A 20609-nucleotide genomic window follows, 5' to 3' on the forward strand; every position below is an offset into this window, starting at 1 on the left:
GGTACCCATTTGGGGGGCAACGGGGGTGATATTTAAGCGATTAAGCGGGCTACTTGCGGAACCTAATCAGTTCCAACGTACCCAGCCGTTCAAACATCGCCCGCGGGCTCTCGTTAGAGTCATCTAATGCAGCTTGCATGGTATTAGCTGCACACGCGTAGTCCTCTGCTTGCTTGTCACTCAGTGACTCTGGCTGATTAAGGTCGAAGTCATCGTGGGATGCCGGCAAGCCCGTAACAAATCGGAAGCCTTTTCTGATCAAGCAGCTTTTAATGGCTTGGGTCGATGACAGCTTCATCGCAAGGTCTCGTGTACCCACAAAGTCAATTTGAGAATTCTCGGTAATCGACTCAACACCGTACAAAGTACCTGCCAACGCGACCTCGACTTCTTCGCCACCCTCCAAAGTTTCTATCACCGAGCCGCCTCCGGCAGGAGGTCGAATACGCCCTACTGAGTCAAAATCTTCAAGACCAAACAGAGGGTTAATAATGCGCTTATGGCAGCCATCACACGCAGCGTCTTGGGTGTACAACTCAAAGAATGTGCGGCTGTTAATAGCGCCATATGTCTGTTGATGCGCCTCAACAAGCTTCTGCGCTGCATCGCGATCGGCCACTAACTCTGCATTCGGCGCCGCAATATGCTGGCAAAGCATAAGCTCTCGAATATCAACAGCCCGAAGAATAGGCGCCGTACGGTTATCGTGTGCATTGAGGGACATAAACGCCCCAGAGGTCAAAATACCGCCGCGACCATCAATATAGGTTTTAGCGAAATTGTCATCTAGGCCACCTTGCGCACCATAGAAGTCACCTAAAGTTCTGTTAACGAAGGTATAGTCTGCGCTGTAAAACTCGCTAAACGGTACAGCATCATCGTAAAAAACATGTCGGAAAAGCGCTCGAACCTCCTCAGCCATCGCTGACCTCACCGCCGGCGTAAACTCAGCAACCGTTCCACGCTGCAGCTCAGCTACCCCATCAGTTTGCATCCACGCGCCAACAAAGTTACTAAAGTGCTCGCGGCCACGCGCACTATTCACCAAACGCTCTACCTGCGCCGCAATTTGCTCTGAAGTCGTAAGGGCATCATTGCGAGCGGCCTGCAATAAGGTTAAGTCCGGCAAACTGCCCGTAAACATAAATGAGAGTGCAGAAGCGAATTCGTAAGGAGGCAATACATAAGCATCTGCGTCTGCATCAGCCAATGGTGCAACCTCGGTTGACTGCGATGGCTCTTGCACCTCACCCGATGAAAAATCACCGCCTACAAGGCGAAACGCATCGATTTTTGTACCGTCTTCTCTTCGCTGAATTTTTAGCGTATAAACTTGGCCCGCGGTCAGTCCACTCCAAGAAGCAACCGCAATCTCTTCATAGCCGTTCGTCCTAACGTTATTCTGGGCCGTCCATGCATTATCTCGGCCCTCGAGCTTATAGTGAAAGCTATCGTCTGTACCGTTGGGCATATTCACCGTAGCAAACAGGCTCAAGTCCGGCGAAGTGGCAACTACCTGATAGAAAAGCTGCCCCTGTGCATTATCCGTGGCTTGAGTATTCTCACCACCCTGCCCTGGCCATACAACAACTGTTCGGCCGCCTTCAATTTGTGTTTCAAAAGGCGATGCTGGCGATGCAGGGTCATAGCTTTCTGCTTCTACTGTAGCACTCGCAATAGAGCCTTGATTGTCGTAATAGCCCTTTTCAATAGCCTCTTGAATACTAATGCCCGTTTCATCTCTATACAGAAATTGCGGCGAGGTTAGCAGTGCTGTTAAAGCAGCCTCCATACCCACAGTGGTACCGAAACTTGTAAAGAGTTTGCGATATTCTTCGCTTTCGGTAGCGGTTAACGGGCGCCGAAAAGCGCGATAGGCCGTTTCATTAATAAACTTAGTGGCGCATGTGGCGGCATTATTACAAGTAAATGGTTTTCCGTTCTCAGCCGCCCAAGATGCAATCTTTTCGGCATTATCCAGATGCGCTTCGGCAAGGCGGTCACTGACCGCTTGGGCGGCAGTACTCACAAACCCGCCTAAGTAGCTATCGTAGTTTGCCAACTTATCGCCAAACTCGTCAGTAAGACCAAGCAGGTCTTCAATTGAGTTTTGGTATTCTCGGCTGGTTAATAGCCGGATCGTACGCTGCCCGTACATCAGCTCACTCTCACTAGAACAGGCAAACGGCTTGGATTGTTCAGGCTCGGCAAAGGTTTCCATATAGGCTGCAACATCGGCCGCACATTGCGCGTTACAAGCGGTGGCATCCACCGGAGGCATTTCTGCTGCAATATAAGATGCCAAGCTATCGTAGGATTTACCGGTATTTGATATGCCACCGCCATCGGCGTTAAAGCGTATAGCGGTACCAATAGCCACATTAACGCGGCCATCTGAGCCAATAGTATTTAGGTTACCGTGGCATAGGGCGCAATGCATTTCCCATTCATCAGCGCCGCTGGCCGCCTCTCCAATCAAGCCTTCAACCCCAGTAGAAGGGTTCGAATCGCTTGAGGCAGAGCTATTTGAAGTTATGTCACTTGAACTTGAGCTAGGGCTATTCGAGGTCGAATCACTTGAGTTTGAGCCACCCAATGAGCTAGAAGCCTGGGGGATGCTAGATGAGCTGGTCTCCTCGAGTTCCCCGGTGCATGCTGTCAAAAAGGTGGCGCAGGCAAGCGCCGCAAGTGAAGGGAGTTTAACAAAAGGAATTACGCCGTAAGACCATCGTAGTTTCTTATTGGCGATATTTAGCCTGCCCGCAGATTTAGAGATCACGCTGCCACTCCTAGTTAACATTTTGCTGCACAAATTAAATGGTATGAGTCGTAGAACTTTGTCATCGCTAAATAACTCGCGCAGCAGCTAAAATAGCGCCACTTTGCTCACTAAAAACCTTTAGCCCAACCTTTTCAACTCGATTATTTTATTGCTTTAAATTTTTTCTTTCGAAAGGCTCACACATACTAACGATCTAATAAAATAAAGACCCCATGGTGCCAATGAAGAAATTATGCATTCAAACTACAGTCAACGCGTGTTTTTCACTAGCCGGAAAGTGCTGCCATGTCACATTTTTAAAAAGATATCGAAACAATTTTAGGCTCGCGCAGAAAATTAATTTTCAGAAAATATTAAAGTGCCCACAATTTTACAAAAACACCCTGAATAATAATTCGCAAGTAAACATTGGAAGCTTGAACCACCTTCTCCTACTTTAACTATCCGATTTTACAAGGTTTTTATTGCCCCCTACTTTCCCGCACATCCCCCAAAAAAGCGTGAAAATCGGCGTGTATTGTAAGCTACACAGCAATACTTCACACTACAATAACGCTACCCGCGCAGAGACCTTTAGGCCATTACTGGCTAGCATTTCAACAAATTTATTTCAGCCACCAATCTTTGCACAAATTAAATGACAGCTAAAAATTAGCGTGTATTTTTATCAAGCTAAAACTTGTAACTTTTAAATTAAAAATTATTATATAGATAACCGCACCGTTGAATTAACAGCTTTCAAGTTTAAATAATGGGCATCTCTAAAAATAGTATTTTTTATGAGAGCAAGGGCAGAAGTTGCTCCCGGCAACTTTCTGCATTTCCTCCGTCCGTGGCAATGTCATTAACTTAAGGGCACCTCTAAAAATAGTAATTTTTTGTGAGAGCAATGAAGCACCGCCCGGACGACTGAATGGATTCAGGAGCTAGAGCGACGCAGGAAGCCAAAGCCGAGAGCCGCAGTTTACGTGGTGTAAATCATTCAGCGCATCCATGCGCTTCACCCTGCGGGCAGCAAGTTGTGCAAATTGATCCTCTAATTTGTGAGGATTTGTTGAAGCCCTCTTTGGCTTCGATCCTACGGATTGCCCGGCGGCAACCCAAAACGCACCTGGCGTTTTGGTCTAGGACGGAGCTAATGCCCATGGATGGACTGAATACTTTTGCATCGGCGCCCGAAGCACCTTATTAGACATTGCACCGCCACAAGGAAGTGGTTAATTAGAATAACGAAGCGAGCAGTTATCGAGAGGCACAATGTCGAGGAGCGAAAAGCTGAAAGCCGCTATCGCGGAAAAAGTGCATTTTTAGAGATGCCCCTATTGGGATAACTCCTGATCAAGCCACCTTAGCAGTAGTTATCCAGAACATTCACCAGCAATCAGCCCCGATGTGGCCGCCCTATATCAACCTCTCCAATACCCTCCTTCGTGTTTTTCTAGCGCTGAACAAACCTTTTCACTGCGTCGCAAAATCAACACATGAACAAACCTCATAAGTGCATGAAATATAATCGATTTTATTCATGCATAGGCGAGTATAAATTGCGCCAATAGCAACGCAACAGTTCAATCTGTTGGTACAAAATAGGAAGAGGTCGCCATGAGTAACGATTTTACATACATAATTACAAGCACCCCCTTTGATGAAAACTATCAACCCGCAGATAGCACGCGCATTACAACGAACTTCGCCAATCTAGCCCGAGGCGAAAGCAGCCGAGAGAACCTGCGCAACACCCTGCGCATGGTAGATGGTCGATTTAATGGTTTGGCCAACTGGGACAATCCAAAAGCTGACCGCTATTCGTTGGAATTACAAATCATATCTGTGGATATCGATATTAAGGGGAATGGCGAGCGCTTTCCATGTATTGAAATCCTGAAAACCAACATTATCGATCACAAAACCGGCAAACGTATCGAAGGTATTGCCGGTAACAATTTTTCGTCTTACGTGCGCGATTACGATTTCAGCGTGTTATTGCTAGATCATAATAAAGGCCAATCGAGCTTTAGCTTTCCGGATAACTTTGGTGATTTACATGGCAAGCTGTTTAAAGATTTTCTAAATTCAGACACTTACAAAGCTAACTTCAGAAAACCACCGGTTATTTGCCTAAGCGTTTCAAACAATAAAATTTATCATCGAACCGGAAACCAACACCCTGTACTGGGTGTTGAGTACCAGCCAAATGAGTCGTCATTAACAGAACAATATTTCAAGAAGATGGGCTTTGAAGTGCGCTACTTTATGCCGCCCAATAGTGTTGCACCATTGGCATTCTATTTTTTTGGCGATTTACTTAGTGACTACACCAACATTGAACTGATTAGCACGATCAGCACAATGGAGACTTTCCAAAAAATCTATCGGCCCGAAATCTACAATGCCAATGCCATCGCCGGCAACCATTATCAGCCGAATCTAAAACACCCAGATCATTCGCTAACTCAGGTGGTTTATGATCGCGAAGAGCGCAGCCAGCTAGCCATTAAACAAGGAAAATTTGCTGAAGAACATTTCATCAAACCCTATCAATCTGTACTTGACCAATGGTCTCGAAACTACGCTTAAGGGCTATAGGAAAGTGAATATGAAAACCTTGTTACCCACATCAACAGCCGGAAGTTTACCTAAACCATCGTGGCTAGCGGAACCTGAAAAACTGTGGTCACCGTGGAAATTAGAAAATCAAGCACTGATTGAAGGCAAACAAGATGCTTTAAGAGTGGCTTTGCAAGAACAAAAAAAGGCGGGTATCGATATTGTGAGCGACGGCGAGCAAACCCGCCAGCATTTTGTAACCACGTTTATTGAGCACTTAGAGGGCGTGGATTTTGAAAAGCGAAAAACGGTAAAAATCCGTGATCGCTATGACGTCAGCGTACCCAGTGTTGTTGGTACTGTAAGCCGCCCAAACGCTATCTTTGTTAATGATGCAAAGTTTCTACGCGCGCAAACCGACAAACCCATTAAGTGGGCCTTACCCGGCCCCATGACCATGGTAGATACCCTCTACGACGATCACTATAAAAGCCGTAAAGATCTAGCGTGGGAATTCGCCAAAATTCTAAATCAAGAAGCAAAAGAATTAGAATCCGCTGGCGTGGATATTATTCAATTTGACGAACCAGCATTTAATGTGTTTTTTGACGAAGTCAATTCATGGGGTATCGCCTGTTTAGAAAAAGCCATTGAAGGGCTTAAGTGCGAAACTGTCGTTCATATTTGTTATGGCTATGGGATAAAAGCCAATACCGATTGGAAAGAAAGCCTCGGTTCCGAATGGCGGCAGTACGAAGAAGTGTTTCCAAATTTACAACATTCCAACATCGATATTATTTCACTTGAATGCCATAATTCCAGCGTGCCCATTGAATTGCTTGAACTGGTGCGAGGTAAAAAAATTATGGTAGGCGCCATTGATGTGGCCAGCAATACCATAGAAACCCCAGAAGAAGTGGCAGCAACCTTAAGAAAAGCCCTTAAATATGTGGATGCAGACAAACTATACCCTTCTACCAACTGCGGCATGGCACCTTTATCCCGCGAAGTAGCAAGGGGCAAGCTCAATGCACTGCAGGCTGGCGCCGAAATTGTGAGAAAAGAATTGACAACATAAAACAATCGGCCTGCCAATATCGCACAATCAATCCACTACATGACTAAGAATCATCAGTGCTGCGCCTAAGCCATCGCCAGATTTATTTATAAAAGTATATTGCCATGAGCATCATTGAATTTTTAAGCAACCATTTTTCCACTTTTTTATCGCTGGTTGCGACCGGTATGTTTGCCGGCGTATTAGCCGGCTTACTGGGTGTAGGCGGCGGCATTGTTATTGTCCCCATTTTGTTTTTCTTATTTCAGGGTTTTGGCGTTTCACCCGAATCAGCAATGTTAATTGCCACGGGCACATCGCTAGCTACCATTATCCCAACATCTATTAGCTCTATTTTTTCACACAATAAAAAAGGCAATGTGGATTTTGATCTGCTAAAACGTTGGGGAATATTTATTCTTACAGGGGCTATCGCAGGAAGCTGGCTTGTAACTCGAGTGGACGGCACCTGGCTAACGGTATTATTTGCCTTAATTGCAATGTTATCTGCATTAAATATGCTATTTAAAACGGGGAAGTCTGCATTATTCCAGCAACTACCAGGAAGCATCGGGCAAACCACCATGAGCACATCGATTGGCTTTTTCAGCGCTATGGTAGGCATTGGAGGTGGCACAATTTCCGTTCCCTTACTTACACTCTGCAACTACCCTACCCACAAAGCCGTTGGCACAGCAGCCGCAATAGGATTAATCATTTCACTACCCGGCGCCCTAACGATGCTAGCTTTAGGAACAACGCCTGCTGATGCACCAGCCGGGACATATGGACTGATAAACTTTATTGGCTTTATTTGTATTGTGCCGCTCACCGTTTTGTTTGCGCCGGTTGGCGCCCACATTGCCACCAAGTTGGATGCCAATAAATTGAAAAAAGTGTTCTCGGTTGTATTGCTTATCACAGGCCTACGCATGCTAGCGCAAACCATGCTCTAGGCGGTTTTAAACACACTAATCGTGCTGTGGTTAAACGGTGCAATACCATAGCTGATTTATTAGCCTACCAATGAATTCCAAGGCTCGTACACCAGCATAAACCTTCGCCAGCCTACAACACCCTTGCCAGCACAACACAACACCCTCGACAGTGTACTTGTGCTTAAACTATGTCCAATATGCCCTTAACAGCAAATGTCATATACCATAGGCCCCCAAAACATAATCACTACTTCATGGCGGCTATTAGCACGCTTAAAAACTATTTACCAAATGACACACCCAATGACGCATTTTTACACTTTTTACCAATACAGCCTTTTAGTCACCATCGCACTTGCCATTGGTGCGTGTAGCACAGTCAAAAAAACACCCCAACAACCAAAAGCCATACACCTAGAACAATCGTCGTTCCAGGCGCTGCCAAGCTGGGGCGAATCAAATCAACAAGGCGCACTAAACGCCTTTAAAAAATCGTGCCGTAAAAACTTATTGAGAAAAAGCATTACCTCGAGTGAAACCCAGCCAATGGTGCCCTTAGTCGACCTTCACTATGCGTGTAAACAAGCGGCTACTTGGCAGGGCAAGGCGCGGGAATTCTTTGAGATATACTTTGAGGTATTTGAAGCAAGCTTTAATGGTGTGCGCGATAGTTTTTATACGGGCTATTACGAACCCGAATTAAACGCATCCGTCACGCAAAAAGCCGGTTTTAATACGCCTATTTACGCCCTACCCGAGGATCTCATCACCGTTAATTTAGGCAGCTTTGATAAAGGCTGGCAAGGCAAAAAACTTTGGGGCCGTATTGAGGGGCAACAGCTTAAGCCCTACTGGACCCGCGAAGAAATTCACCGGCACAGTATTCCCGCCCAACCTATCGCATGGGCAGATAGCGTGGATGTGTTTTTTTTGCATATTCAAGGCTCTGGCTTACTCGCATTAGATAACGGCGAAAAAATGCGTGTCGGCTTCGCCGGCCGCAATGGCCAACCCTATACCGCCATTGGTAAACCGTTAATTGAGCAAGGCGAAATAGACGCGGCCACTGTATCCATGCAAAGCATTCGCGCATGGCTGGCGCAACACCCCGAGCGCGCCCAAAGCATCATGAACCTTAATCAATCGTATATATTTTTTAGGCCACTTAATAACAGCCTTAATAACGATAAAGACTCTGGCCCTGTCGGTGCCCACGGTGTGCCCCTTACCGCAGAACACTCCATCGCCGTCGACCCAGCCTATTGGCATTACGGCTTACCGCTATACATTAGTGCCGAACACCCCAGCGAAGGCGCCCAACTTAATAAATTGCTTATCACCCAAGACACCGGCAGCGCCATCAAAGGCCCACTGCGTGGCGATGTGTTTTGGGGCAGTGGTGACTATGCCGCTGAGGTTGCCGGCAAAATGAAATCGTCAGGGGTGACATGGGTTTTGCTCCCTAAAAAGGGCGTGGAGTAATAAACCGCAGTGATCCAGAGGTACGAGCTTAAGCCCCCTTTTTAGGAGGGGCGCTTGAGCCAAAAACCAAACAAACTATGGCCGAAAAAAATTTAGCCTTCAATTTTTTCTAGCTGAACATAACTTAAAAACTCTTTCACGCCATCCATTAAGGCATCGAAGAGTGCCTGGGGGAGTGGTTCGCCAATGGGTACGTAGCCGCCAAAAGAGCAGTTGAAAGTCAATATATGACGATGATCAATGGGTAAACTGAAAATATATCTTGGATCAGACCGTTTGTGAGTTGCGTTTTCACGTAAGAATTTTTTATCCTCAACTGTTACCCAACAAAAATCCGGGCCTAACATTTCACCATCGTTTTCTTCGTCGAATATATGTTGTACCGCTTGCTCTAACTCATTGCAGTTTCTTACATCTGTAACGCTAGGGATATTTTGAATACGCGCAATAGCAATGCTAACGTAAATACCACCACTATAACCGCCACCTTTCTGAAGAACATCAAAGCCGCTATCGCCAAGCGCCAAATATAAAAACGGTTTTTCTTTGGATTGAAAGCCATATAAATACTGATAAAACAGCTCGTCACTATTAAGATCAACCTCGTAGCCCACATAGTCTTCCGGAGCCAAATCTCGTTGTTCTGCTACGTCCAGCCGAAAACTTAAATGTGATTCAGGTAGTTTAAAGCTATTAATAGGCTGTTTAGCAAAAGCAGGCCATTGCAGGGTTATTTTTTTAACATCTAAAGCTGTACTCATTAGCTCCACCCTTGCGCTGCGCCAAGTAATTGTTTTTTAACGGCCTCTTCAAAGGATTCGATTTTTTTAAGCAAGTTATTATTGGTCGCCAACTGAGTAATGCCGACTTTATTATCTATAGATTTTTGGCTTTTAATAACCGCTAAACCGTGTTGTTGCGTAAATTGTTGGCGCACCACAGCGGCAGCATCCAAGCTATTGGCTTTAATCATCTCGGGGGTTAGGGTAATGCCCACTTTTTGCAGAGCAAATTTAAGGGTCGCCATAGATTCCCGAGGGTTGGCAAACAAAAAAGCATTTTTAGTTAATGCCGTTACACCCGTTGCCGGCAAAAGCTTTAGGGCTTGCAGTAGCACCTTGGCGCCATCTTCTAGCACATACCATGTGACAGGGTCTTTTGCCCAAGTAAGATCTACTTCAGCTTGACGTATCACATTCGCCAAGTTTTGCGCTAGCGCAGATGTAGGCATGCGTTTTTGCGTTGGTGTTAACCAAGTGCCCTCACTATCGACCCGACTACCGGGGGTAAAAAATAAATCGTATTTGCCATCATAACGTGTGTTCTTAGCTAAGAATTTACCGCATTCGCTGGCAGTTTTCGGACTTTCTGCTTCGCCAGAGGGCCCGGCGGTACCAGCAGAAATAACTCCATAGAATGTACTCAATTTGAAACCCGGCGCTTTTACAGCATTCCAAATATTCCTTTGTGGTACGACATTGTATAAACCCGCCGCATCCGCATTAACATGCCTAGCCTTAAGCCTTAAATCAGTCACATAAACCCCACCTTCACGGCCTTGGCCGCCTTGCAATACGGTGTAGGCAACTTCCACCCCATCAACACTGGTGCGGTGGGCAAAGGCGCTTTGCTGGTTGCTAGATGAACTAAAGCCACCGGCCAGGGCACGCAGCGCTTTTATGGCGTGGCTTAAGCGCATGGGGGTTACTGCTTTGCTGTGGGTTAGCTCTATATAACGGGGGATTAAGGCGGTATCGATAAACACCTTACGACCATTGCCTTTGGTTTTATCGAACGGAACAAAGTGGGCATTTTGGGTAAAAATTTTATTAATAGACATCGAGCCTCCTTGTGGCGATATGCTGTCTCCATTTAAGCCGCAATAATACCCTATGCTATCGATACGGAGAAGCTTAAGCACCGACAGCCAACCGACCCAAAACGACCAACTAATCCCAGCCCAGCTTCAAGCCTTTATGCGTCAGAAGCTCATAGGGGGCACACTGTTTTAGCACCATCAAACCCAGCCCCTCAAAAAACGCAAAAGGACACTACCGTATCCAAAAGCGCCATAAATAGACTAAAATAGATACAACTGTATCCATTGGAACGCGGTATGCCCAGCCTACAATTACTTTCCGAAGGCGATGTTCAACTTGCACTCGCCAGCCACCTTCGCCAACGACGTGAGCAACAAAAGCTCTCGCGCGAAGCGCTAGCGCAACGCAGTACAGTGCCTGCCGCAACGCTCAAAAAGTTTGAATTGACAGGCCAAATTTCACTGCGCCAACTACTGCTATTATGGCAAAGCCTCGACGACCTCAATCGCCTTTATGCACTCACACAATACAACCCAGCGCCCAGCTCGATCGACGAGGTGCTAAAAGATGCCCCATAAGCCCACGCCTAAACTCGACGCATAGTTCATCACTTCAGAAATACACGAAATGCAAAAGGCGTTAACGAATTAGAGCGAAGCCTTAATTTTTGGTACTGGGAGGCTTGATCATTATCTCGCCGCGCCAATATTAATCACGCTGCGGCCGCTACAAGTTCATCCCTGAAAGCTGCACGTGGGCATCCTGCCCACATAGCCCGCTACGAGCTCAATACTGGCGCGCTGGCTGGTTTTAGCTTTTACAGTTCACACACTGCACGATGCTGAACCAAATATGCTTACGAAGGTAAAAACGTATTAGGTAAATGTATGGACTGCCCTTCTTTTTTTATAAACACCGCGTGTACGGCTGGCTCGGCGCCCTGCGCTTTTAAGTTGTTACTCAATACAATGCGATAGTCTTCATCCACTGATGCGTAAACCTGTTCGATGAGGCTTAACTGCAGCACTTACTGTATTTCCAGATCATTAAATACAACCGTATGGTCATTTGATCTGCTCCAACCAACCCCTAAGACCAAGTTTAAAGACGACAAGTACTTAGCATTATCATCCACCCCATCAAACTCCAATTCGATTGGAATATGTTTAGCCGATGGCGGAATATTAACCTTTACACTCAGTGAGTTCGATACCCCTAAATTGTATAGCTTCACCCGACTCACTGTAACTACATCCAATGTTTCCGTCTGAATAGCGGACTTTGACCGATAAATTTTAAAGTGCTCCCTCTCTTCCTCTGCCAAGTTACTAAGTAACAGTTTCACTCGCACTTTACCGTAAGCAAGCCGCTCCACATTAAAGACTTCAAGACCAAAACCATTTTGCCTAGACTCTCGATTGACTTCGCCATACATATAGCGCTGCTCTAAACCCATAAGTTCCTTTTTAACAATATCCAACTCCCCTTTTATAGGGTTGACAACCTGCAGAAAACCGATCAATGCCGTAGCTACTACACCAGTAACTGCGCCAACAACAGATGCAACGACTTGAGATTTCATATCACTCACAAATACCCTCCATAAAAAAGCGGCTTCCTATCGCACGCAACCTTTGCTTTTTTTCTGACCCAAAAACTTATTGCGATCTTCGCACAACGTGAATAGCTATTTTAAAAAAATACCAGTAACTACCGCTAGCTCAAACCAAAACTAAGACATTCTCAAAACTATAACCAACTAGCTTCCTACTCGCAGGCTATCATTTAATGACTGTTTGAACTACCAAGTCAAAAGGCTCGAGCATGCTGATTTACATTGAGCCGAATGGCGATGAATACCGAAGCAGCTTTGAGTGGAGTCTTTACCGAGATAAAGAAGTGCCAGTGTGTGGACTGGAATTTTCTCCGATCACAGCATGAGTGCATAACAATTCAGGGGCCGGGATTTGCGCAGGTGACCATTAAGTGTAATTAGCTACGGCAACGACTTTATTGCCCCACTAACCCAACAACTTACGACCGGCTGGCGTTAAGCGATAACGTTGCGAGCGGCTCCTAGGCTTTTCTGGTGCAGTCATTTCAATGAGATCAAGACTTACGGCAGGCTTAAGATAGCGCTCCCTGAACGATTTACGATCACTCAAATTGAGACGAGATTGCAACTCTTCACGCAATAGAGGCTCTTGCTTGGCCAACTCGCCGATAAGTGCCCTAACTTGGGGGCGTAGAGCCTTCACTTTCCGCAAGCGATTCAAACACAACCTGCAACATAAACTCAATAAAAGGCGCACAATCCGTGGTCTTAGTGCTGGCGTTAATAGCTTGGTAGTACTCGCTTTGATGTGTAAAAACCAAACTATCAACAGGTAGCTGTGCGAGTAATGGCTGCCACTGGCTTAAAATCAAAGCTTGCCAAAACCGCCCCATTCTTCCGTTACCGTCAGAAAATGGGTGGATAAATTCAAACTCATAATGGAACACACAACTGGTAATTAACGGGTGCTGTTCGGTAGATTCTAACCAAGTCAATAACTCCGCCATTAAGCGCTGCACTTGGCTTGCGGGCGGAGCCATATGCACCACAATATCGCCACTCACTACGCCGACATTACCGCTGCGGTAGCGCCCAGCATCGTCAATTAAACCCAGCATCATGATTTCATGAGCTTTCAGGAGATGGCTTTCATTGGCGGGCTGCCCTTGCTCGAACAAATCGTAGGCTTTGATAGCATTGCGGGCCTCTTGCACCTCTCTAGGTGGCGCAATGACCAACTTGCCCTCGAGAATCGCCGTAATCTGCGCTTCACTTAGGGTATTCCCCTCAATCGCCAAAGACCCTTGAATGGTACGAATACGGTTGATGCGGCGCAGCCGTAAATCTTGCCCCTGCTGGAGCGCCTCCATACGCCCTAACCGCTCACTAATATCGGCAATCAAGCGAATAATCTTCGGCGTAATAGTAAACGGCGGCTGGTAATTGGCAGACATAAGAAAACAGTCAATAAAGTGAAAGCGCTAGCGGTTTGTAAGCATACCGCTTTTTGCTCACTGACCAAACCATCAACGTTGGCATCTCAACTGCGACGGCAAGGTTTAAATAGATGGCAAAACCACCGCCGGCTAGCATGCGTCACTCGTAAAGGTGGCGTCAGCACTAAAGCTCACAAGCCTTGCGATGCTGCTCAATGTAGGTTTGTGGTGGCGAGTAGGATTTCGGCCGCTGTATTTTACTGCCCTCTTTGGCAATAAAATACTCGCGGACGCTAGGTGCTTGATCCCGCGCTTTTACCATACAGCACGACAGCCATCATCCAGGTTGATTAGGTGCCGATCAAAAGCTGCATAGCCAGCAGCCTGCAAACATGTGCAAACTTGACCACATATATTCAGTTGATAGCATAGCTTCGCAAACAAAACGGCTGTCATTGGTCACATTTCAGAACTAATATGCCTTCAATCCAATATTCTAAAGTAAAGGGCTATCATGCAGCAGACGGGTATTTACGAGCAGCTAATCACCGAACTCATTGAAAGCCGCTTGGATCGGGATCGCTTTTATGTTGGCGAGCGTGAGCTTGGTCATAATGAAGCATCAATTTGGCTCTCCCGGTTTTTATCTAATATTCTCGAGTATGCAATTGACGCAATACCTAACGGCGATGATCGACTACAACAGCAGATAACACTGTCTAACAATTTGCTTTTGTGGATAAAAAGCCAAATCCAAGACAAAGATTTTATTGAAGAGAATTTACTCGCTAGTCAAGGAAAAATACTTACCGCCCTTTATCACCATAAAAACCCTGTTGCGGCAAACCTAAAACAATACATTGAGAACATCACGCCACTCACGGGCCTAACTCAAAGCGAACTTTTTTGCGGAAGCAATGCTGGCTTATCGCTGGAATCTGAACTAAAAAGGGAAATTTTATCAGCAGACAAAATCTACTGGCTGGTATCATTTATAAAGTGGGCCGGGATTCGTATATTTCGAAAAGAGCTCGAAGAGTTCACATCCAGCGGCCGCAAGCTCAAAATTATTACGACATCTTATATGGGCGCTACAGACGCCAAGGCGGTTGAGTATTTAGCCAGCCTACCCAATACCGAGGTCAAACTTAGCTACAATACCGAGCGCGAACGGCTTCACGCGAAAAGCTATTTATTCTTGCGTGAAACAGGCTATCACACTGGCTATATCGGTTCTTCAAATCTATCTCATTCTGCGCTAACCAACGGATTGGAGTGGAATTTAAAAATCACCTCGCAAGAAATTCCTCATATCATCGATAAGTCGCTCAGTACATTTGAGACCTATTGGGCTTCTAATGATTTTGAAGATTTTAGTGGTGATGCCATTAGTGCCGAGAAATTAAAACGCGCATTGAAGCAACAAAGTGGTGACTACGATAATAGCCCATCGCACTTCTTCGACATTACGCCCTTCCCTCATCAAAGTGAAATTTTAGAGCAATTATTGGTTGAACGTAGTATCCACAAACGCTTTCGCAATCTAGTTGTGGCAGCTACCGGCACAGGAAAAACACTTATTTCTGCCTTTGATTTTGCTCGATTTTTAAAATCAAAACCCAATGCCAAATTTTTATTTGTAGCACATCGTGAAGAAATATTAAAACAAGCGCGCGCGGCCTACCGTGGCGTTTTACGGGATAGTTCATTTGGCGAACTATTGGTTGGCGGCCACACCCCGGAGCATTACCGTCAATTATTTGCATCGATACAAAGTATCAATAATACGTTAGAGCAACTTACCCTAACCCCAGACTATTATGATTTCCTTGTCATTGACGAAGTGCATCACATCTCTGCAAGCAGCTACCGAGCAATTTTAGAGCACTTTAATCCCGACATTTTACTAGGGCTCACGGCCACACCAGAGCGCCATGACGGCGCAGATATTTTGAGTGATTTTGATGGTGTAATCGCTGCCGAACTACGCTTACCTGATGCAATTAATCGCCGATACCTTTGTCCGTTCCAATATTTTGCCATTGATGATGACACCGATTTACGTAGCATACCGTGGAATCGTGGGCGTTACGACATAGCTCAACTAACGAACCTATACACCAGTAACCAAAGCCGCTTCGACAAAATACTACTGAGCTTACAAGAAATTATTACAGATATTAGCAAGATGAAAGCATTGGCATTTTGTGTTAGTCGCGATCATGCACAATATATGGTTAAGCAACTTTTACTCAGGGGAATTAATGCGGACGTACTGACTAGCGATAACAGTCATGAGCGGCAGCAAAAGCAACAAGCAATTCGCTCTGGTCTAATTAATGTTTTGTGTGTGGTAGATATATTTAATGAAGGCATTGATATTCCAGAAGTGGACACCCTTCTCTTTTTACGCCCCACAGAAAGCCTGACTATCTTTTTGCAGCAACTCGGTCGAGGCTTGCGATTAGCTGAAGAAAAAGAATGTTGCACAATATTGGATTTTGTCGGAAATTCTCGCCCAGAATATGATTTCGCCAATAAATTCAGAGCCTTAGTCGGTCAAAGTAATCGCGCGATAAGCGATGAAATAAAACAGGGCTTCCCCCATGCACCCCTTGGTTGTCGCATAGAGCTAACTAAGCGCACTCAAGAAATGATCTTAAGCAACATTCGTAAGGCTTCACTCACATTGCATCGTGTTATAGCCATGATTCGTCAGTACCCGCAGCATTCATCGTCACCGCTGACATTAACTAACTTTTTAACACAACATCCGCATATCGATCTTAACGAGCTATATAAGCGCGGATGTTGGACTCAGTTAGTTAACTCAGCGAAAAATACCAATAAAAACGTGCACGACGAGTTGGAACTAAAAATGTTTAAAAAGGCAATTCATAATCGTATTCTTACCTGTGATGATCACGACTACCTATTGTTTTTAAAATATCTTTGCATGCACGACTTCGTGCCGAAAGACATCAATGATCGACACGTAACGATGTGCCATTATGATTTCTGGCAAAAAAATGGTTGTGAAGCCGGATTTGAATCGATTGAACATAGCTTAAATGGCCTCAAACAGCTTGGCGTTGCAGAGGAACTTTCTGATGTTTTGGATTGGCAGTTAGCGCAAACCAAATACGACCAGCCAGTTATGCCTGAGTTGAAAGATGTATCACTGCGATTACATGCCCGTTACGCACGAGAGCAAATCTTGGTAGGCTTTGGCGCGACAACTTTCGAATACCAACCCGCTGCGCGAGAAGGCCTGTTTGCAATCAATGATCAAAACATTGAATTGTTTTTCGTCACACTAGATAAAAACGAAAAACAATTTTCTCCAACCACTATGTACCACGATTACGCAATCAATGAGCGACTGTTTCACTGGCAGTAGGTACTTGCAGGGACAGTCACTCCAAAAAAGACTTAGATAAAGAGGTGCCAAGTAAGTGATTACTCACCTTTCGGCCGATATGGAAATTACACCTAAAAGCACGAAACATCTTGGCACAGCGCCGTATCAACTTGATTGGCGCGCTAACGACAACCTACCCCAAGCTGGATCTGAATCGCTATAGCGATTATAACTACTGGGACACACACTCTAAATCTTGCTCGTCATGAAGCCGCCGCGTATTAATTTCTCAGGCCCTCACGCGTCGGGAACGCGTGTGGAGTGACCACGGATGGCTTGAGCGTGCCAGAGAAATTAATACGCGGCGGTGATTTTTGAACAAAACTACTGGTGAGAACTACTGGGAACTACTGGGACACACACTCTAAATCTTGCTATATCCGGTAACAATCCTCGAGACATGACAACCACAACCCTAAACCTCAAGCGACTCAACAAGTCGAACAGAGGCCAATAAACATTGATTTAGATAGCTAGAGCTAGCGTAACTTAATAGGAAGCGGCTTCTACATGCCCTATAGGCCTAGCGGCCCCAAAACTTACCTTTAATAATGCATCGCGGCAAAGCCTCTGGGCCTGCGTAATTGAGCCAAAATTGCGCATAAAGCTAAAAATTCTGCGCATAAACTTGAAAAGCTGCGCATAAGCTCTTTTTTTGCGCAAAAAAGCCCTAATTGTTGCGCATAACTGCTACTCTTGCGCATAAATAGAATAGAGGTTGCGCATGAAAATTGTGCGGCTTAGAGGCTGATATGATGAGCAAGAAGCAAAAAGAGCAATGGTTACGGGTATCGACGCTACTCGCTGAAACCCCAGAAGGTATGAGCATACAAGCCCTGCTCGACGCTCTGGCCGCATTAGACATATCGACTAAGGAAGCCGACTCAAAGACAGTCGCCCCTCCGCGCCGCACCCTGCAATCCTGGCTAAAAAAATGGGTCGAACAAGGCCTTCTCAACAAAACAGGTAGCCGACGAGATATACGCTACTTTTTATCTCATTCAGCACAGCCCGCTCCAAATAATGAACGCAGCATGACGGCAGCGCTAAAACTGTCGGCCCAACAAGAGCCCCCACAAAAGGCCTTTCCATTCTCCACCACCTCGCTCGACTGTATTAAAGAAATTAATAAACCCACGATTCAACGCAAACCCGTGGGCTACAACTATGATTTTCTGAACCACTATCGCCCAAATAGCAGTGCTTACCTCAGTGCAAGCGAACAAGCCCACCTTATGCAACTGAGTAAAACACATGACTCAGGGCCATTACCCGCAGGTACCTTTGCCCGCCAACTACTACATCGCCTACTCATTGATTTATCGTGGAATTCCAGCCGATTAGAAGGCAACACCTATTCGCTTTTAGATACTCGCCGCTTAATCCAATTCGGTGCTGCCGCCGAAGGCAAAGCGAGTATCGAAGCCCAAATGATTTTGAATCATAAAGAAGCTATTGAATTTTTGGTGGGCGCGGCAGACGACATTGGCTTTAACCGCTACACATTGCTCAACCTGCACGCGCTGCTAGCGGATAACCTGCTAGATAACCCAGATGCCAGCGGCTGTTTACGCAAAATACCCATAGGTATTGGCAAAAGTGTTTTTCAACCTTTAGAAGTACCACAGCGTATTGAGGCTTGTTTCGAGCAAATTCTGGCAACCGCCTCAGCTATTCAAAACCCGTTTGAACAAGCTCTGTTCGCCCTAGTCCAACTGCCATATTTGCAAGCCTTTGACGATGTGAATAAACGTGTATCGCGCTTAGCAGCCAATATTCCTTTTATTAAACACAACCTAATGCCACTGACATTTGCTGACCTCCCACAAGATATTTATACCGACGCCATATTGTGCGTGTATGAATTAAACCGTGTGGAACCCTTAAAAGAAATTTTCATTTGGGCCTACGAGCGTTCGATAAACCACTACCAAGTCGCCAGGCAAACGCTGGGCGAGCCCGACGCCTTTCGCATACGCTACCGACAAGAATTAAAAACACTGGTTAGCGAAGTAGTAAGAAATTTACTGACTAAACAGCAGGCTTATGCACACATAAAAAGGTGGGTAAATAATGCCATTCCAGAAGCGGACCAGCAGCAATTTCTAGAGTATACCGAAACAGAGTTATTAGGTTTACATGAAGGTAATTTTGCCCGCTACCAATTACGTCCGTCAGAATTTAATCAATGGCAAAATAAATGGGTAGACAAAAAAGCGCCTAACGCATGAAAGCAACTCAAAAGACGATTTAAGGTGGCAATTACACTGAACGTGCAATTGAGGGCTGCCGGGGCATGGAGCCCCGCTTGCCCGACCGTTTAAATTGCCTTGCAAGGTGGGCCGCCGCAGGCCTACGCCTGGGAGTGTCTTTTGTTTTGGTGCTTTCTTTCGGTGACGGTTATTTGGACAAGCCAATAAAAGTTACTCACCAGCTGGCGAGCCGCTTGCTGCGTTAAAACCGGCAATAATTCAATAGGCGCCATCCAACAAACCACACCCATTCCATTCGAGAGATAGAGCCAGTTTATATACAATGGCGCCCCTTCATTAACACCTCATACGGCCCAGCTTATGTATCGCGACAACCCCAAAATTTTAAAATTACTCCAAATTGGAAAACCTCAGGCTAGCGACCTCTTCCCGTGGCGAATATATGCCACTGAACTCAACTTTGATGATGCAGATATTGACGACCTAATCGCCGTGCTAACCTGCGAAGAATTAAACAGCGCACCTAGCCAGAGCACCGAAGTCTGGGCGGCGTTGCACGCATGGCGCGCACTGGGGCACCTTAAAACGCCCAAGGCAATAGCCCCCATGATTAGTATTTTTGATCGACTCTGTGATGACGAATGGGCTCTTGACGATCTTCCATTTGTATTTGCAGCTATCGGCGAACCCGCCATCGCGCCACTCTCTCAATTCCTGCAGTCGCCAGAGCATGAAGAATTTGCTTACGCATTAGCCGCTTCAGCGCTAACCCAAATCGCTTTACAGAAAACCAGTTTAAGAGCGCATATTTTAGATATTTTTAGTCATTACGTACAATCACCGCAAGAAACCGCATACAGCTTTAATGGGTTGCTCATTAGCAACCTCATTGATTTAGAGGCCGTCGAGTTGATCGAACACATTCGCTCGACTTACGAACGCAAATGTGTTGACGAAAGCGTCTGCGGCGATATTGAAGACGTCGAGATCAAACTGGGCTTAAGAGCCGAACGCGATACGGAAAGAGCAAGCCTCGCACAAATGCTTTTTAACCTCGCCGAAGGAGGTACTGCAAACGACATAAGGAGCCAACATAACCTAAGCTCACCCGGCTTACCTTACCAACGAGATGCAGCTAAGGCTGGCCGCAACGACCCATGCCCGTGTGGCAGTGGTAAAAAGTATAAAAAATGTTGCAACCAATAACTACTTCCGCTGCGCTCAACGCTGAAACTGAGTGCCTTATCCCTTGAAGGCACCTCTAAAAATAGTAATTTTTTTGTGAGGGCAAGGAAGTACCGCCCGGACGACTGAATGGATTCAGGAGGTAGAGCGACGCAGGAAGCCAAAGCCGAGAA

16 protein-coding genes are annotated in these 20609 nt (G+C 45.8%); 9 read left to right on the forward strand and 7 right to left on the reverse strand.

What is annotated here, in order from left to right; genetic code table 11:
- Positions 1 to 49: 49 nt before the first annotated feature.
- Positions 50 to 2779, reverse strand: a complete 2730-nt coding sequence (locus MARGE09_RS18385; RefSeq protein WP_236984510.1) for a DUF1592 domain-containing protein — start codon at positions 2777 to 2779, stop codon at positions 50 to 52.
- Positions 2780 to 4384: 1605 nt separating this feature from the next.
- Between MARGE09_RS18385 and MARGE09_RS18390 the strand changes: the two genes are divergently transcribed.
- The 4 genes from MARGE09_RS18390 to mltA all read left to right on the forward strand — a co-directional run bounded on the left by MARGE09_RS18390 (position 4385) and on the right by mltA (position 8806).
- Positions 4385 to 5359, forward strand: a complete 975-nt coding sequence (locus MARGE09_RS18390) for a DUF1852 domain-containing protein (RefSeq protein WP_236984511.1) — start codon at positions 4385 to 4387, stop codon at positions 5357 to 5359.
- Positions 5360 to 5378: 19 nt separating this feature from the next.
- On the forward strand, positions 5379 to 6407 hold the full coding sequence (locus MARGE09_RS18395) for a methionine synthase (RefSeq protein WP_236984513.1): 1029 nt from the start codon (positions 5379 to 5381) through the stop codon (positions 6405 to 6407).
- Positions 6408 to 6511: 104 nt separating this feature from the next.
- A complete protein-coding gene (locus MARGE09_RS18400) occupies positions 6512 to 7342 on the forward strand; it encodes a sulfite exporter TauE/SafE family protein (RefSeq protein WP_236984515.1) in 831 nt (276 codons plus the stop codon).
- Positions 7343 to 7627: 285 nt separating this feature from the next.
- Positions 7628 to 8806: a murein transglycosylase A gene (mltA, locus tag MARGE09_RS18405; RefSeq protein WP_236984517.1), complete on the forward strand. Its 1179-nt coding sequence runs from the start codon at positions 7628 to 7630 to the stop codon at positions 8804 to 8806.
- 92 nt (positions 8807 to 8898) lie between these two features.
- On the opposite strand, the gene MARGE09_RS18410 is transcribed toward mltA, so the two are convergent.
- Together MARGE09_RS18410 and MARGE09_RS18415 are read right to left on the reverse strand one after the other, a co-directional pair.
- The gene (locus tag MARGE09_RS18410) at positions 8899 to 9567 is read right to left on the reverse strand and encodes a hypothetical protein (protein WP_236984519.1); all 669 of its coding nucleotides are present in this window, start codon (positions 9565 to 9567) and stop codon (positions 8899 to 8901) included.
- Positions 9567 to 10646 carry a hypothetical protein gene (locus MARGE09_RS18415; RefSeq protein WP_236984521.1) on the reverse strand — a complete coding sequence of 360 codons (1080 nt, stop codon included), beginning with the start codon at positions 10644 to 10646 and terminating at the stop codon, positions 9567 to 9569. Before MARGE09_RS18415 ends, MARGE09_RS18410 begins: the two co-directional genes overlap by 1 nt.
- 276 nt (positions 10647 to 10922) lie before the next feature.
- On the opposite strand from MARGE09_RS18415, the gene MARGE09_RS18420 reads away from it, so the two are divergent.
- Complete coding sequence (locus MARGE09_RS18420; RefSeq protein ID WP_236984523.1) at positions 10923 to 11204, forward strand: helix-turn-helix domain-containing protein; 282 nt, start codon at positions 10923 to 10925, stop codon at positions 11202 to 11204.
- 278 nt (positions 11205 to 11482) lie between these two features.
- Here MARGE09_RS18420 and MARGE09_RS18425 read toward each other — a convergent pair whose 3' ends face one another.
- The 4 genes from MARGE09_RS18425 to MARGE09_RS18435 form a co-directional block, all read right to left on the reverse strand.
- Entirely contained in the window at positions 11483 to 11653 is a 171-nt protein-coding gene (locus tag MARGE09_RS18425) for a hypothetical protein (protein WP_236984525.1), read from the reverse strand.
- The gene (locus MARGE09_RS18430; RefSeq protein WP_236984527.1) at positions 11654 to 12217 is read right to left on the reverse strand and encodes a hypothetical protein; all 564 of its coding nucleotides are present in this window, start codon (positions 12215 to 12217) and stop codon (positions 11654 to 11656) included.
- A 430-nt stretch (positions 12218 to 12647) separates the two neighbouring features.
- On the reverse strand, positions 12648 to 12938 hold the full coding sequence (locus MARGE09_RS21770; protein WP_420828075.1) for a Fic family protein: 291 nt from the start codon (positions 12936 to 12938) through the stop codon (positions 12648 to 12650).
- Complete coding sequence (locus MARGE09_RS18435; protein WP_236984529.1) at positions 12859 to 13635, reverse strand: Fic family protein; 777 nt, start codon at positions 13633 to 13635, stop codon at positions 12859 to 12861. Before MARGE09_RS18435 ends, MARGE09_RS21770 begins: the two co-directional genes overlap by 80 nt.
- A gap of 496 nt (positions 13636 to 14131) precedes the next feature.
- Between MARGE09_RS18435 and MARGE09_RS18440 the strand changes: the two genes are divergently transcribed.
- The 4 genes from MARGE09_RS18440 (at position 14132) to MARGE09_RS18450 (ending at position 20457) form a co-directional block, all read left to right on the forward strand.
- Positions 14132 to 17017 carry a DEAD/DEAH box helicase gene (locus MARGE09_RS18440; protein WP_236984531.1) on the forward strand — a complete coding sequence of 962 codons (2886 nt, stop codon included), beginning with the start codon at positions 14132 to 14134 and terminating at the stop codon, positions 17015 to 17017.
- Between the two features lie 55 nt (positions 17018 to 17072).
- Entirely contained in the window at positions 17073 to 17201 is a 129-nt protein-coding gene (locus MARGE09_RS21585; protein WP_255711733.1) for a hypothetical protein, read from the forward strand.
- 589 nt (positions 17202 to 17790) lie between these two features.
- Entirely contained in the window at positions 17791 to 19269 is a 1479-nt protein-coding gene (locus MARGE09_RS18445; RefSeq protein ID WP_236984533.1) for a Fic family protein, read from the forward strand.
- 342 nt (positions 19270 to 19611) lie between these two features.
- Positions 19612 to 20457, forward strand: a complete 846-nt coding sequence (locus MARGE09_RS18450) for a DUF1186 domain-containing protein (RefSeq protein WP_236984535.1) — start codon at positions 19612 to 19614, stop codon at positions 20455 to 20457.
- Positions 20458 to 20609 lie beyond the last annotated feature (152 nt).

It is taken from the genome of Marinagarivorans cellulosilyticus (assembly GCF_021655555.1).
In the GTDB taxonomy this organism is placed as follows: domain Bacteria; phylum Pseudomonadota; class Gammaproteobacteria; order Pseudomonadales; family Cellvibrionaceae; genus Marinagarivorans; species Marinagarivorans cellulosilyticus.